The 13,258-nt window shown below is 72.1% G+C and carries 13 protein-coding genes and 1 pseudogene; 8 read left to right on the top strand and 6 right to left on the bottom strand.

Annotation, left to right across the window (positions count from 1 at the left end):
* Positions 1–189 precede the first annotated feature (189 nt).
* Positions 190–1,605 (bottom strand): MFS transporter, encoded by a 1,416-nt coding sequence (locus tag O3W51_RS15610; RefSeq protein ID WP_269286229.1) that lies wholly within the window; start codon positions 1,603–1,605, stop codon positions 190–192.
* Here O3W51_RS15610 and O3W51_RS15605 point away from each other — a divergent pair.
* The 4 genes and pseudogenes from O3W51_RS15605 to O3W51_RS15595 all read left to right on the top strand — a co-directional run bounded on the left by O3W51_RS15605 (position 1,577) and on the right by O3W51_RS15595 (position 4,140).
* Positions 1,577–3,565 (top strand): AAA family ATPase, encoded by a 1,989-nt coding sequence (locus tag O3W51_RS15605; protein ID WP_269286227.1) that lies wholly within the window; start codon positions 1,577–1,579, stop codon positions 3,563–3,565. The genes O3W51_RS15610 and O3W51_RS15605 overlap by 29 nt on opposite strands.
* Before the next feature lie 73 nt (positions 3,566–3,638).
* A pseudogene (locus O3W51_RS48840) lies at positions 3,639–3,698 on the top strand (hypothetical protein); the annotation flags it as partial.
* Between the two features lie 89 nt (positions 3,699–3,787).
* Complete coding sequence (locus tag O3W51_RS15600) at positions 3,788–3,916, top strand: hypothetical protein (protein ID WP_269286235.1); 129 nt, start codon at positions 3,788–3,790, stop codon at positions 3,914–3,916.
* Positions 3,913–4,140: a molybdopterin-dependent oxidoreductase gene (locus O3W51_RS15595; protein WP_443048287.1), complete on the top strand. Its 228-nt coding sequence runs from the start codon at positions 3,913–3,915 to the stop codon at positions 4,138–4,140. The genes O3W51_RS15600 and O3W51_RS15595 overlap by 4 nt, the downstream gene beginning before the upstream one ends.
* A gap of 27 nt (positions 4,141–4,167) precedes the next feature.
* Here the strand turns inward: O3W51_RS15595 and O3W51_RS15590 are convergent, their stop codons facing one another.
* Positions 4,168–6,618 (bottom strand): tetratricopeptide repeat protein, encoded by a 2,451-nt coding sequence (locus tag O3W51_RS15590; protein WP_269286225.1) that lies wholly within the window; start codon positions 6,616–6,618, stop codon positions 4,168–4,170.
* A 187-nt stretch (positions 6,619–6,805) separates the two neighbouring features.
* Between O3W51_RS15590 and O3W51_RS15585 the strand changes: the two genes are divergently transcribed.
* A complete protein-coding gene (locus O3W51_RS15585) occupies positions 6,806–7,261 on the top strand; it encodes a carboxymuconolactone decarboxylase family protein (protein ID WP_138352809.1) in 456 nt (151 codons plus the stop codon).
* A 164-nt stretch (positions 7,262–7,425) separates the two neighbouring features.
* On the top strand, positions 7,426–7,917 hold the full coding sequence (locus tag O3W51_RS15580) for an iron chaperone (RefSeq protein ID WP_198357658.1): 492 nt from the start codon (positions 7,426–7,428) through the stop codon (positions 7,915–7,917).
* Positions 7,918–7,979: 62 nt separating this feature from the next.
* Here O3W51_RS15580 and O3W51_RS15575 read toward each other — a convergent pair whose 3' ends face one another.
* Together O3W51_RS15575 and O3W51_RS15570 are read right to left on the bottom strand one after the other, a co-directional pair.
* Positions 7,980–8,387 carry a DUF4440 domain-containing protein gene (locus O3W51_RS15575; RefSeq protein WP_198357657.1) on the bottom strand — a complete coding sequence of 136 codons (408 nt, stop codon included), beginning with the start codon at positions 8,385–8,387 and terminating at the stop codon, positions 7,980–7,982.
* A gap of 89 nt (positions 8,388–8,476) precedes the next feature.
* Positions 8,477–8,944: an Lrp/AsnC family transcriptional regulator gene (locus O3W51_RS15570; protein ID WP_198357656.1), complete on the bottom strand. Its 468-nt coding sequence runs from the start codon at positions 8,942–8,944 to the stop codon at positions 8,477–8,479.
* A gap of 94 nt (positions 8,945–9,038) precedes the next feature.
* On the opposite strand from O3W51_RS15570, the gene O3W51_RS15565 reads away from it, so the two are divergent.
* Entirely contained in the window at positions 9,039–9,902 is an 864-nt protein-coding gene (locus O3W51_RS15565; RefSeq protein ID WP_138352813.1) for an LLM class flavin-dependent oxidoreductase, read from the top strand.
* Entirely contained in the window at positions 9,899–10,327 is a 429-nt protein-coding gene (locus tag O3W51_RS15560) for a nucleoside deaminase (RefSeq protein ID WP_138352814.1), read from the top strand. The genes O3W51_RS15565 and O3W51_RS15560 overlap by 4 nt, the downstream gene beginning before the upstream one ends.
* A gap of 55 nt (positions 10,328–10,382) precedes the next feature.
* Here O3W51_RS15560 and O3W51_RS15555 read toward each other — a convergent pair whose 3' ends face one another.
* On the bottom strand, positions 10,383–11,726 hold the full coding sequence (locus tag O3W51_RS15555) for an LLM class flavin-dependent oxidoreductase (RefSeq protein ID WP_187145118.1): 1,344 nt from the start codon (positions 11,724–11,726) through the stop codon (positions 10,383–10,385).
* 473 nt (positions 11,727–12,199) lie between these two features.
* Entirely contained in the window at positions 12,200–13,060 is an 861-nt protein-coding gene (locus O3W51_RS15550) for a class I SAM-dependent methyltransferase (RefSeq protein WP_138352815.1), read from the bottom strand.
* Between the last annotated feature and the right edge of the window lie 198 nt (positions 13,061–13,258).

Raw genomic sequence — 13,258 nt, 5'->3', positions numbered from 1 at the left:
GGTGTAGTGGCCGGTCAGGTAGGGCTTCGCAGCAGTCATGGCAGGAATCTCTTTCCGTGGATGTGGGGTGCGGGGTGCGGGGTGCGGGGTGGGTCGGGTGTGTTGTCCGGTGTCAGGCCGCCTGTTCGGCGCGGGGCACGGCTGATCCATGGACCGGCTGATCCATCGGTACGGCCGGATTCAGGGGATTCAGGCGAGTTGTGGGTCGGAAGCCGGGCTGGTGGCGGTAGCGGCGACAGCGGCGTCGGTGGGGGTCCGCGGGCGGATGCAGCGGGTGAGGAGCACCGCGAGGAGCGCTGTTGCGGCCAGGACCGCGGCGGCGACGGTGAAGACGGCGCGGTAGCCGGCGGTGAGCGCTTCCAGATGGGGTTGGTGGGTGGCCGCGTGGGCGGTGACGGAGCCGGCCAGGGTGGTCAGGGCGGCGAGGCCGATCGCCCCGCCGACCTGGCGGGTGGTGTTCACCAGTCCGCCGGCCAGGCCCGCGTCCTGTTGCGGGACGCCGTCCACGGCGAACGCGGTGAGCTGGACGAAGGCGATGCTCAGACCGAGGCCGATCAGGATGCTGGGACCGAGGACGTCGGCGAGGTAGCTCCCGTCGGCGCTGATCCGTGACAGCCACAGCAGTCCGGCGGCCTCGGTGAGCAGGGCCGCGGTCACGGTCGCGGTGCCGCCGACGCGCCGGGATATGCGGGGCGCCATGGCGGCGCCGAGCATGTTGGCCCCGGCCAGGGGAAGCTGGCCCGCACCAGTGGCCAACGGACTCGATCCGAGCACCAGTTGCTGGTAGAGCGGCAGGAAGAAGAACAGGGCGATCCACACGGACCCCAGCAGCGCCATCAGCTGGTTGCCCGCCGCGACGCGGCCGGTGGTGAACAGTCGCGGCGGCATCAGCGCGTTCGGCCGGCGGAGCTCGATCACGACGAAGGCCGCGAGCAACGCGGCGGCGCCGAGGAGGGCGCCGAGCACCCGGCCGTCCGTCCAGCCGGCGCCGCGTGCGGTGGTCAGCCCCCAGACCAGGCAGGTCAGGGCGAGTGTGACGGTGGTGGTGCCCAGCAGGTCGAACCGTCCGGCCGTCCGGGCGGGCGCCGCCCGTGGTACGAGGGCCGCGACGGCGACCAGGACCAGCACCGACCCGAGTGCGACGGCGTAGAAGATCCAGGGCCAGCCCCAGGCCTGGGTGAGCACACCGCCCAGCAGGACGCCGCCCGCCCCTCCCGCACCGGAGACCGCGCCCCACACCCCCAGGGCCCGGCCACGCCCGGGGCCGGACGGGTACAGGTCCATCGTCAGAGCGAGCGCGGCCGGGGCGATGGCGGCGGCGCCGAGGCCCTGAACGGCGCGGGCGGTGATCAGGACGCCGGGGGAGGCGGCCACTCCTGCGGCCAGCGACGACACCGCGAACAGCGTGAGGCCGGCGATGAGTACCCGGCGGCGCCCGAGCAGGTCGGCCGTCCGCCCGCCGGCCAGGAGCAGCGCTCCGAACGCCAGGCCGTAGGCGTTGACCACCCACGTGGTGCCGCCGTCCGACAGGCCCACCCCGGCCCGGATCTGGGGGAGCGCCACGTTCACGATCGAGGTGGCGAGCGCGCGAGTACAGGCCTTCATCGGCCGGGACGAGGAACTCGCGCGCTTCGCGGCGGCCTTGGCCTGCGATCCGCAGGCGCCGTTCGCGTTCTACGTGTTCGGGCCGGGTGGCATCGGGAAGTCGACGCTGCTGCGCCGGCTGGCGGACCATGCCCGTAAGGCGGGCCGGCTGCTCGTCGAACTGGACGGCCGATTCGTCGGCCGGGATCCGGCCGACTTCGAGCGCGCGGCCGCCCCGTTCCTGGACGTCGCCGGCACGGTCCTGTTCGTGGACTCCTTCGAGCACTGCCAATGGCTGGAGAGCTGGCTGTGGCACCACTTCCTGCCGCGCGCCGCGGACGGCGCCCTGGTCGTCCTGGGCGGCCGGCTCGCGCCGCAGCCGCAGTGGAGCTCCGATCCCGCCTGGGCCGGGCTCCTGCACGTGGCCGAACTGGAGCCGTTCTCCGCGGAGCAGGCCCGGAGCGTGCTGGTCGCGGCGCGGATCCGGCCCGAACTGCGGGACCTGGTGCTGCGCTTCGCCGGAGGCAACCCGCTGGCCCTGTCCCTCGCGGCGGCGGCGGACTCGACGGGCTGGAGCAGGGAGGAGACGTGGTCGCCCTCGGGCGACGTCCTGCGCACGCTGTTGGCGGGGCTGATCGGAGAGGTGCCGACGGCGGCTCACCGCCGTGCCCGGGAGGTGGTGGCACAGGCGCATTCGACCTCCGAGGAGCTGCTGGCCGCGGTGCTGCCCGAGGAGGACGCCCATCTGCTGTTCGGCTGGCTGCGGGAGCTGCCCTTCATGGAGTCCACGCACCGGGGGGTTCACCCGCACGACGCCGCACGCGAGACCCTCGCCGCCGACCTGCGCTGGCGGGCACCCAACGCCTTCCTGACGATGCGCCTGCGGCTGGCGGAGGAGTACATGCGCCTGCTGCGCGAGGCACCCGAGGAGCGGGTCTGGACGGTCACCGACGAACTCTTCTACCTCTTCCGTGAGGTGGAGCTCCTGGCGCGGCTGCGCACGTGGTCCCGCGAGGACGAGGTGCACGACCGTCCGCTGCACGCGGACGACCTCGACACCGTACTGCGCATGGCCGAGGAGACCGAGGGCCCGGAATCCGCGGAGCTGGTCCGCTACTGGGCGCGGCGTCAGCCGCAGGCGTTCAGCGTCTACCGTCTGGTGAACACGGGCCGGATCGTGGCGTTCACGGCCCGACTCGCCCTGCCGGCCCCTCCCGACCCCCAGGACCTGGCCACCGATCCCGTGGTCGCGGCCGCCTGGGCGTACACCGACGCCACGGCGCCGGTGAGCCCCGGCGATCACATCGGCGTGAGCCGCTTCTCGATCTACCCCGAGCGGTACCAGATCCCCTCGCGCGTCATCGACCTGAGCAGTTCCCGCGCCCAGGCGGAGGCCGCCCGCGCCCGCGGCCGCGCCTACGGCTTCGCCGTCTGGCGCGACGCCGACACCTGGGCCGAGCGCGTCAGGGGCAGCCTCGCCGACACCGGTGCGCGACCACTGGTCGGTGAGCACACCTACGGGCTGTTCGGCGTCGACTGGCGACAGGTGTCCGTCGAGGCCTGGATCGGCCGCTTCATATCGGCCCCCGGCGTGCCTGCCGAGTCCGGACCACCGCACGGCTCGCGGAGCGCGTTCGACCAGGCCGTGCGCGAAGCCCTGTCGCACTGGCGCGACCCTGGCGCCTTCGCGGCCTGTGCCCTGATGCGCGCCCGTCTGGCGGCCGACTTCGCCGACCCCGTCGAGGAACTGCGCGCCCTGCTGCGCCAGGCCACCGACGACCTCGCCCGCGATCCGCGCGGAGTGCGGGCCCGCGAAGCCCTGACGGCGAGCTACTTCTCCGGCGCGCCCACCCAGGAGGCCGCCGCCCGCCGCCTCGGCCTGCCGTACGGAACCTACCGGCGTCACCTGCGCCAGGGACTGGACCTGCTGTGCGAGGCGCTGTGGGAGTGGGAGCTGCACGGTTCCCACAAGGCTCCGTAGCGGGAGACCGCACTCCCGGGACCGGGACCCGGCCTGGTGCAGCGGTACCGGTGTCAGGGTCGGCTGCGGCGTCGTGCTCGACATCGGGCGGGACGCCTCCACCGGCAGGCGAACCGTCGCGAAGGTCTCCGGGGACAGGAAGCACCCGACGAACTTCGGGCGGCTCTGCACGAAGGGCTCCAGGACGGCGCCCACTTCTCCGTCTGCGGCGACGCGGGTCGCATGGCCAAGGACGTCGACCGGACGCTGCGGCAGATCGTCGCGGCACACGGCGGCATGGACGGGCAGTCGGCCGCCGCGTACGTCCGGCAGTTGGCGTCCGACAAGCGGTACGTCCGCGACGTCTACTGATCGGCCGCCCGACTGCCGACCTGTCTGCCATCTGCAAGGCATCCTGCGAGTACAGCGCCAATCTCCGGCTCGCCGACTTCACCTCCGACCGCACGATCCTCGTGACCCACCGCAACGGTGAATCACTCACCGCCGAGCACGGCTTTCCGCTGCGTCCCGTCGTCCCGCACCGGGACCGCCGCTGCTCCCACCAGGAACACGAGGGAGACGGACCACCTCTGTGAGCGTCACGGGCGCAGTAGGGGGAACGATCAGTAAGCCCCGGGATTGAGTTCCCGCAGGACGGCCTCACCCGCCGCGCGGTGCTCGGCGGCCGCCGCCGGATCCGTTGCGTCCAGCACGATCGCGATGCCCTCGTGGGCCAGCGCCTCCTCGGACCGGTATCCCAGTTTCGGGGCCAGCTCCAGTGCCTGCCGGTGCAGCCGCAGGGCCTCGTCGGGGAGGCCTGCGAGCCGGCAGGTCTCGCCGTAGCCGTTGAGGAAATGGATCTTCCAGTGTTCCTCGAACAACTCGTCCAGCAGTGCGAACGCCTCCCGGTGGCTGGCCAGCGCCTCCTCGTAGCGGCCCATCTGCCGCAGCGCGACGCCCAGGCAGTTGAGGCACCACGCCTCGTTGTTCATGTGCCCGTCCTCACGGGCCAGGGCCAGTGCCTGGTGCAGGTGCTCCGCCGCCTCGTCGGGTGCCTCGCCGGCGATGGCCACGCCGAGGGTGATCCGAGCCGTCAGCGTGGGCGGCCAGGACGGGTCCGCGTGGGGAATGTCGAGCACTTCGCGGGCCCGCTGCGCCGCCTGGTCGCGGTGTCCCAGCTGCAGCATCGCCCAGGCCTCCGACGCGGCCGCGTGGGCCGCCCCCGTCGGGCAACCCGCCTCCTCGTACAACTTCCCCGCCAGCCTGAAGAGTTCGAGCGGCTCGTCGACATGGCCCTCGTCCGACTTCAGATAGCCGCGGCGCATCGCCAGTTCGGCCTCCGACCGTACGTCCCCGGTCCTGGACAGCCCCAGTTCGGCCGCCTCGTACGCGGCGCCCGCCTCCGCCATCCGGCCCGCGTTGTAGCGCGCGAAGCCCAGGTCGCTGTGCGCCTCGGCCAGTTGCAGCGGATCGCCCAGGCGCTGCGCGGCGGCCAGCGACCGCTCGAAGAGGAAGTTGAGGTGCGTCGTGCCGCAGCGCCGCGCGAAGTACGCCCGCAGGAAGCGCGGCAGCTCGCTCACATGCACATCGGCTCCGATGGCGACCGCTGTTTCGAAGACGGCGATCAGCGTTTCGTACTCCGAGGTGAGCCAGGCGAGGGCCGCGTGCTTGTCCGCGAACTGCGGCAGGGCGGCCGGCGGCCGGCCCGCGGAGGCCGGGCGGCCGGGCGACAGGACCGGCAGCGCGGCGTCGGCGGCGGCCGCCGCGTGCACGTAGTAGTCGAGGAAGCGGCCCAGCGCCCGCTCCCGCTCGGCCGGCGAGTCCTGCTGTTCGCAGGCCCGGCGGGCGTGCTGGTGCACCAGGTCGTGCAGCCGGTAGCGGCCCGTCGCCGGCTGCTGGACCAGGTGCGCGTCGAGCAGGTCCTCCAGCATCTCCCTGGCGCTGTGCAGCGGCACGTCCGCCAGGGCCGCCGCCACGTACTCGTCGAAGGCGGTCCCGGGCAGCAGGCCCAGCATCCGGAACAGGCGGGCCTGGGCCCGGTCCAACTGCCGTACGGACATGGCGAACGCGGTGTCGAACTCGGTCGCGCCCTCCGACAGCCGCTCCACGAGGATGCCGACCGTCCAGCCGGGCCGGTGCCGCAGCCGGGCCGCGGCCAGCCGCAGGGCCAGCGGCAGATGGCCGCACAGCCGCAGCACCTCGGCGGCGGACTGCGGATCGCGGGCCAGCCGCCCGTCGGGGCCGCTGGGGTCACCGCTGGCGCGGGCCAGCAGCTCCGCGCTCTCCTCCGGACTCAGCACGTCCAGCGACACCGGGGGCACCTCGTCCAGGCCCAGCAGCCGGTTGCGGCTCGTGATCAGGGCCACGGAGGGGCCGGCGCCGGGCAGCAGCGGGCGGACCTGGTCGGCGTCGGCGGCGTTGTCGAGGACGATGACGGCCCGCCGGCCGGCGAGCTCCGACCGCCAGCAGGCGGCCAGCTGTTCCACGCCCTCCTGCGGGACCCTCTCGGACGGGACGCCGAGCGCGCCGAGCAGCATCCGCAGGACCGAGCCGGGATCGAACGGCTCCCGGCCCTCGGTGAATCCGTGCAGGTCCACATAGAGCTGGGCGTCCGGGTACCGGTCGGTGAGCCGGTGCGCGGCATGCACCGCCAGACAGGTCTTGCCGACGCCCGCCATACCGTCGACGGCGACCACCTGATGGCTGTCCACCGCGGCGAGCACGGCCGAGAGTTGGGCCTCGCGTCCGGTGAAGTCCGGTACGTCGCGCGGCAGATCATTGCGGGGCTTCGGCGGGACCAGCCGGCTGGCCTTCGGGGGCGCGGGCAACGGGTTCGAGGACCGTTCCCACAGGGGCCGCAGCGGGCGGGGGTCGCGCTTGACGAGCCGGCAGAGGGCGATCACCGCAGGCCAGGGCGGCACGGTCTGTCCGCTGAGGTAGCGCGACAGCGACGAGGAGCTGAGGCCTGCGTCCTTCGCGAGAGCCCGGACGCCGAGCCCGGACAGCTCCTGGAGCAGGCGCAGTCGGGCGGCCAGTTCGTCCTGTGGGTCGGCCTGCGCTGTTCGCTGTTCCATGTCCACCGTTCCCCCGCTTCGCTGTCCCGCCCCGGCCGAAGTATTACGGGCCGTTTCTCCGCTGGTCAAGGCTGTTCCAGCTGTCCCAGAGCGTCCCATCGCCGTCGTCGTAGAAGGCCGGAACGGCTGTTATGGAGTCACGCCCCGGGGAGAACGGGGCACCGAACAACACGAGGAGCAGACCGAGATGCAGTCCCGTATGCAGAACCCCGCCGTCGTCCTGTCCGACGCGATGCAGCCCATCCAGCAGATCTTCAAGGCCGTGCACTCCGGCGGGGTGGACGGTCAGACGCTGGAGCTGGTGCATCTGCGGGTCAGCCAGATCAACGGCTGCAGCGCCTGCGTCGACGGCGGCGCCAAGACGGCCCGCAAGGCCGGAGTGAGCGATGAGCGGCTGGCCACGGTCGTCGCCTGGAGGGAAGCCCCGTACTTCACCGACGAGGAGCGGGCGGCCCTCGCGCTGGCCGAGGCCGCGACGCGGCTGGCCGACACTCCCGACCCGGTGAGCGACGAGGTCTGGGACACGGCCGCCACCTACTTCGACGAGAAGCAGCTGGCCGCGATCGTCCTGATGATCGGCGTCACCAACATGTTCAACCGGCTCAACGCCACGACCCGTCAGATCGCCGGCGCGTGGGGATGACGGGCACCGGCCCCGGCCGGCGGGCACGGACCCGCCGGCCGCCCGACCCGGGGCCCCAGGGGTGAGTGGCCCCGTGAACGCCGGTTTCGGAGGAGCCGCCACCGCGGCGGCTCCTTAGCATGACGATGCCATCCATCACATCACGTACCAGGAGGAAATCCACCATGAAGGACACGCAGAAGCCCGCCAGCACCACCGCCAAGAGCACCACCGGGACCGACAAGAGCTTCGAGGGATTCACCGCCGAGGAACGCGATGCGATGAAGGAGCGCGCCAAGGAGCTGAAGGCGTCCGCGCGCCGCGGATCGCGCGCCGAGAAGGCGGCGGAGGAGGAAGCCGCCGTGGTCGCGAAGATCGCCGAAATGGAGGACTCGGACCGGGTGATGGCCGAACGGATCCATGCGGTCGTCAAGGGAAGTGCGCCGGACCTCGCACCGAAGCTCTGGTACGGGATGCCCGCGTACGCCAAGGACGGCAAGGTCGTCTGCTTCTTCCAGAGCGCGCAGAAGTTCAGCGCGAGGTACGCGACGTTCGGCTTCAGCGACAAGGCCAACCTCGACGAAGGCGCCATGTGGCCGACGTCCTACGCCTTGAGGGAGCTGAGCGCCACCGACGAGGCGCGGATCGGCGCGCTCGTGAAGCAAGCGGCGAGCTGAGGGAAACCCGTGGGTCCGGGGGCCTGGCCCTTCTGGAGCAAGGCCCGAGCCCCGGACGTCCTCTACTCCACGTCGTCCCAGGCCATCGAGCTCATGCGCCAGCCGGCGGGCGTCCGGATGAACTGGGTGGTCTTGTGGCCGGAGCCCTCGAACCAGTCGCCGTTGAGGAAACCGGACTTGCGGTAGTCGCTGAACCGGTGCGCGATCGACCCGAAGATCTCGGTCCGCTCGGCGACCTCCCACTCGGAGAACTCGGTCAGAGTCCCATCGGTGAGGATCCTCTCCCGGGGCTCGATGAACGCGTCGAGGTCGTAGACCACCGGCTCGGCGCCGACGTTCTTGATGATCATTCCTTGCGGGATGAACACCTCACGGACGACGTCGACGTTCGGCCGGCTGCCGGCGGTGTTGGTGAACGCGCCGAGGAAAGCGCGCATCAACTGGTCGAGTTCGGCCTTGACATCGGACACGGGTACCCCTCCCACACGGCGATCTCTTCGCGCCTGATCGTGGCCCACCACCCACGGGTCAGCAAGCCCCGTGGCGGCCGGGACGATCCTCAGCGCGGCCGGGTACGCGTCCGGGGCACTCGCGGGCCGCGGAACGGCAGGGTGCTGCTGAGCACGAGGTTGGTGGTCGTGCTGCCGAACTGGGCCAGGGCGTCGACGATCTCCTCCAGGTCGGCCATCGATGTGGTGGCCACCTTCAGGACGTAGCAGTCGTCGCCGGTGGTGCGCAGGCACTCCAGGATCTCGGGGCGCTCCTCGATCAGCCGGTGCAACGGCTCGTGCCGGGTCCCCGGGTATTTCAGCCGGACCACCGCCAGCACCCCGTACCCGGTCCGCTCCAGGTCCACCTGCGCCCGGTACCCGGTGATCACCTCGGCCGTCTCCAGCCGCCGTACCCGTTCCGTCGTCGCCGACGCGCTCAGGTTCACCCGCCGTGCCAGCTCCGTGAAGGCGATCCGGCCGTCCTTCTGGACCTCCGCGAGGATCGCCCAGTCCGTCTCGTCAAGACTCTCCGTCATCCGCTCAGATTACCGGCGAATCCACGGGCGAACCGCCTCTGAACAGGGAGGAATCCCTTCTGGCCGCCCGGGCGGCCTGGCTAGGCTGAGGTCTGTGAAGATCGGCGTCAACATCCTCAATTTCGGCCCCGGCACCGACCCGGGAGTCCTGCGGAGCTGGGCCCGGACCGTGGAAGGCCTGGGCTTCGATCTGCTGATGCTCTCGGACCACGTCGCCATCACTCCCGACGTCGCCGAGCGCTACCCGGCACCCTTCTACGAGCCCTTCACCACCCTGTCGTGGCTGGCGGGCCTCACCACCCGGATCCGGCTCGGCACGACCGTCCTCATCGCCCCGTACCGGCACCCGCTGCTCACCGCCCGGATGGCGGCCAACCTGAACGAACTGAGCGGCGGCCGGCTGGTCCTCGGCGTGGGGGTGGGCTGGGCGCGGCAGGAGTTCGCGGCCCTCGGGATCCCGTTCGAACAGCGTGGCCGCATCACTGACGACCATCTGCGCGACATCCGGGCGGCCTGGACGGACACCGCCTCCTACGGAACGCGGCGGATCCCGGTGTGGGTCGGCGGCAACAGCGACGCGGGACTGCGCCGGGCCGTGCGGCTCGGCGACGCGTGGCATCCGCTGCGCTGCACCATGCCGTGGCTGCGCGAAGCCGCCGACAGGCTGCAGGCGTCCGCGGCCGGGCAACAGCTCCCGGTGCCCGCCTTCGCCCCGCGGATCGCTCTGAAGATCACCGCCGGACGGGTCGGCGGACCGGAACGACTCGCCGGTGAGGGCACGATCGACCAGATCATGGACGACCTCGACCAACTGCGGCTGCTCGGCGCCGACTCCGTAGTTCTCGACACCTACGGCGGCGACCCCGGTGAGACCTGCCGACCGCAGGGGAGTTGGCAGGCACTCGCCACGGTCGCCGCGCACTTCTGTCCGCCCCGCACCAGAACGGAGCCGTCATGACCACACCCGACGACCACGCCCTCCTCCGGCGGGCCATCGCGCTCGCGGCCAAGGCACGCGAGGGCGGTGACCCGCCGTTCGGGTCGCTGCTGGCAGCACCGGACGGGACGGTGCTGGCCGAGGAGCACAACACGACGCTCACCGGCCAGGACATCACCGCCCACCCGGAGCTGAAGCTGGCGCGGTGGGCCGCGAAGGAACTGGACGCGGCCACCGCGGCGCAGACCACGATGTACACCAGCTGCCAGCCGTGCGAGATGTGCGAGGCGGTCATCCAGCGGGCGGGGCTGCGGCGGGTGGTGTTCGCGCTGTCCAACGAACAGCTCCTGGACATCAGGCCCGGCAGCGGGCAGCCGCCCGTGCCGCAGGACGGCCCCGCGCTGCTCGACGAGGTACGGGCCGTCGTCGAGGGGTACTACCGCTGACCGTCCGGCAGCGCGGCCGTCCCGCCCGTCCCGCCCGTCCCGCCCGTCCCGCCCGTCAGGCGTTCACCAGGGCCGAGGAGAACTGGTTGGCGGGCCGGGGGAGGCCGTAGTGCTCGCGCAGGGTGCGGCCGGTGTACTCGGTGCGGAACAGACCGCGCTCCCGCAGGATCGGCACCACCCGCCGCACGAACACCTCAAGTCCTGAGGGCAGAACGGCGGGCATGATGTTGAACCCGTCGGCCGCCCCGTTCCTGAACCAGTGCTCGATGGTGTCCGCCACCTGCACCGGCGTGCCCGCGAAGGTCCGGTGGCCGCGGCCGCCGCCGAGCCGGCCGATCAGCTGGCGCACCGTCAGCCGCTCCCGGCGGGCGAGCTCCACGACCAGGGTGTAGCGGCTCTTGGAGCCCTCGATCTCGTCCTCGTCGGGCAGGTCCGCCGGCAGTTCCTCGTCGAGGGCGAACCGGTCGGGGTCGAGCCCCAGCAGGGTGGCGAGCTGGAGTTTGGCGTACTCCGGCTGGATCAGCCGGCCCAGCTCCGCGTCCAGCTCCAGCGCCTCGGCCTCGGTGTCGCCGATGACCGGCACGATGCCCGGCAGGATCTTCACGCCGTCCGGGTCCCGGCCGGCCGCCGCGGCCCGCCGCTTGACGTCGGCGTAGAACGCCTGGCCCTCCTCGAAGGTCGGCTGGGCGGTGAACACCGCCTCGGCGTAGCGGGCCGCGAAGTCCTTGCCGTCCTCGCTGGACCCGGCCTGTACCAGCAGCGGATGGGCCTGCGGTGAGCGCGGCACGTTCAGCGGACCGTCCACCTGGAAGTACTTGCCGACATGGCCGAACCGGTGCACCCGGTCCGACTCGGCGTGCACCCCGCGGTCCTTGTCCGCCACGACGGCGCCGTCCTCCCAGCTGTCCCAGAGCTTGGTGGACACCTCGATGAACTCCGCCGCCCGCTCGTAGCGGTCGGCGTGCGCGGGCTGGGCTTCGAGGCCGAAGTTGCGCGCCGCGGCGTCGCCTGCGGTGGTGACGATGTTCCAGCCGGCCCGGCCGCCCGAGATGTGGTCCAGCGAGGAGAACCGCCGCGCCAGGTTGTACGGCTCGTTGTAGCTGGTCGACGCGGTGGCGATCAGCCCGATCCGGCTGGTCACGGCGGCCAGCGCGGTCAGCAGCACCGTCGGCTCCAGCCGGCCGCTCGGCCGCCGGCCCGGGTCGCCCCACAGCGCGGGACTGTCCGCCAGGAACAACGAGTCGAACGCGGCGTCCTCGGCGATCCGGGCGAGCCGCTGGTGGTAGGCGACGTCGATGTGTGCCAGCGGCTCGGACTCGGGCAGCCGCCACGACGCCTCGTGATGGCCGGTGTCATGGATGAACAGATTGAAGTGCAGGCTGCGGTCGGTGCTGCTCATGATGCGTCGGCTCCAAGGAGAAGGTCCGGGTGCGGGGCGGCGGGGAGGGAAGTGAACGCGGCGCTGCGCTGCGCCGTCCTCACAGAGGTGGTCGCCCGGTGTGGCCTCTGTGCCCTGGATCGGAGACCGGCGCATCGAGCCGGCGGGCAGCCGACGGAAGCGGGGGTCTCAGGATCAGGGCGCGAGCGCCGCACCAGCCTGCTGGCGGCATGACGGAATATCGCGGCACAGGGATATCTGCCGGAAATGCGACTGGCGGAGCCAGTTCAGCGGGAAATGAGCCGACAGCGGCGACTACATCGCATCGCACCGAGGCAGGCGCATCGCGCCTGCTCTCCAGGGTGCCGAATCGATCTCATGTGCCGACACTAACCAGGCCCGGTCAGGGGCGACAAGGTTTGTTCCAGGCCTGGAATTAACTCCCGACGGAGCCTCGGGAGCGCGCGTGCGAGCGAGATGGGGCAGACCCGACGTCAGGCCGGGCGGTGGCCCCAGGCGGTGATCATGCCGGGGGAGAGCTCGGCGAGTTCTGGGGATGCCAGATAGGCCAGCGCCTCGTCCACCGTCCGCGCGTCCACCAGCCCGCTGGATTCCAGGCTGGGACGCATCCGTTCCCAGGTGGCCCGCCAGAAGGCGGTCACCGGCGCGTCGGGGGTCAGCGGCGGCACGTAGATCTCCGCTCCGACGTCGGACAGACCGTGGGACCGCAGCAGCCCCGGATAGCCGGTGACCCAGCTGATGTCGGTGCCGATCGTGTCGCCCAGCGCGTGCCACATGGCTGCCATCGTGCGCCGGTAGGCCGGGTGCGCGGAACGGGCCGTGGTCAGATCGACGGCGTCGCTGACGACGAGCCATCCCCCGGGGGCCACCCAGTTCGCGAGCCGCGCCAGCACGGCATCGTGCCGGGGCAGGTGCATGAGGACGAACCGGCAGTGCACGAGGTCGAACCGGCCCGGTCCCAGGTTCGGATCGGCCAGCTCCGGGTCGGCGAGGTCGGCGATGACCGTGTGCACGCGGCCTCCCGGCTGCACCGCCAGGAAACGGGTGTCGCGATCGACGGCGACAACGCTGTCGACGCCCGCCGTCCCGGCCAGCCAGCGCGTGATGGTCCCCGTTCCGGCGCCCGCGTCCAGACAGGCCCATCCGGGCCCGGCCCCGAGCGCCGAGAGGCGCCGGAACGTCACGTCGTCGTAGGCCAGCGCGCCGTAGTCGATCCGCGCGGCCTCGCCCTGCCGCTCCGGCGGGAAGAGGTCCCTGCCGTAGTGGCCGGTGGCAGGGGAGCCGGCCGGCCGGTTGTTGCCGCCCGCAGGGGCGGACGGCCGGGAGTCGGACATCGGATCCTCGTTTCTGCCTCGCCCGGTCGAGATGCTCCACCGTCGTACTGCTCGCGGCGGCCCGGGCGCACCGGCTCCACGGTCGCACCGCCCGCTCGGGTGGTGGGAACACCGACCTTCCCGAGCGCTTCCGCGCACACCACGACCCCTTCGATCCTGGAGCCACCGGACGGATCCCGCCACCGCAGCCGGTTGACG

Origin of the sequence: Streptomyces sp. H39-C1, assembly GCF_027158125.1 — a bacterium.
GTDB lineage: Bacteria > Actinomycetota > Actinomycetes > Streptomycetales > Streptomycetaceae > Actinacidiphila > Actinacidiphila fildesensis.
This window is presented reverse-complemented; position numbering and strand designations above follow the sequence as displayed.

Bases quoted from the DNA above. Each gene is read 5' to 3' on its own strand.
- O3W51_RS15610 (WP_269286229.1), bottom strand. From the start codon at position 1,605: ATGAAGGCCTGTACTCGCGCGCTCGCCACCTCGATCGTGAACGTGGCG.
- O3W51_RS15600 (WP_269286235.1), top strand. From the start codon at position 3,788: ATGGCCAAGGACGTCGACCGGACGCTGCGGCAGATCGTCGCGGCACAC.
- O3W51_RS15590 (WP_269286225.1), bottom strand. From the start codon at position 6,618: ATGGAACAGCGAACAGCGCAGGCCGACCCACAGGACGAACTGGCCGCC.
- O3W51_RS15585 (WP_138352809.1), top strand. From the start codon at position 6,806: ATGCAGTCCCGTATGCAGAACCCCGCCGTCGTCCTGTCCGACGCGATG.
- O3W51_RS15580 (WP_198357658.1), top strand. From the start codon at position 7,426: ATGAAGGACACGCAGAAGCCCGCCAGCACCACCGCCAAGAGCACCACC.
- O3W51_RS15570 (WP_198357656.1), bottom strand. From the start codon at position 8,944: ATGACGGAGAGTCTTGACGAGACGGACTGGGCGATCCTCGCGGAGGTC.
- O3W51_RS15560 (WP_138352814.1), top strand. From the start codon at position 9,899: ATGACCACACCCGACGACCACGCCCTCCTCCGGCGGGCCATCGCGCTC.
- O3W51_RS15555 (WP_187145118.1), bottom strand. From the start codon at position 11,726: ATGAGCAGCACCGACCGCAGCCTGCACTTCAATCTGTTCATCCATGAC.
- O3W51_RS15550 (WP_138352815.1), bottom strand. From the start codon at position 13,060: ATGTCCGACTCCCGGCCGTCCGCCCCTGCGGGCGGCAACAACCGGCCG.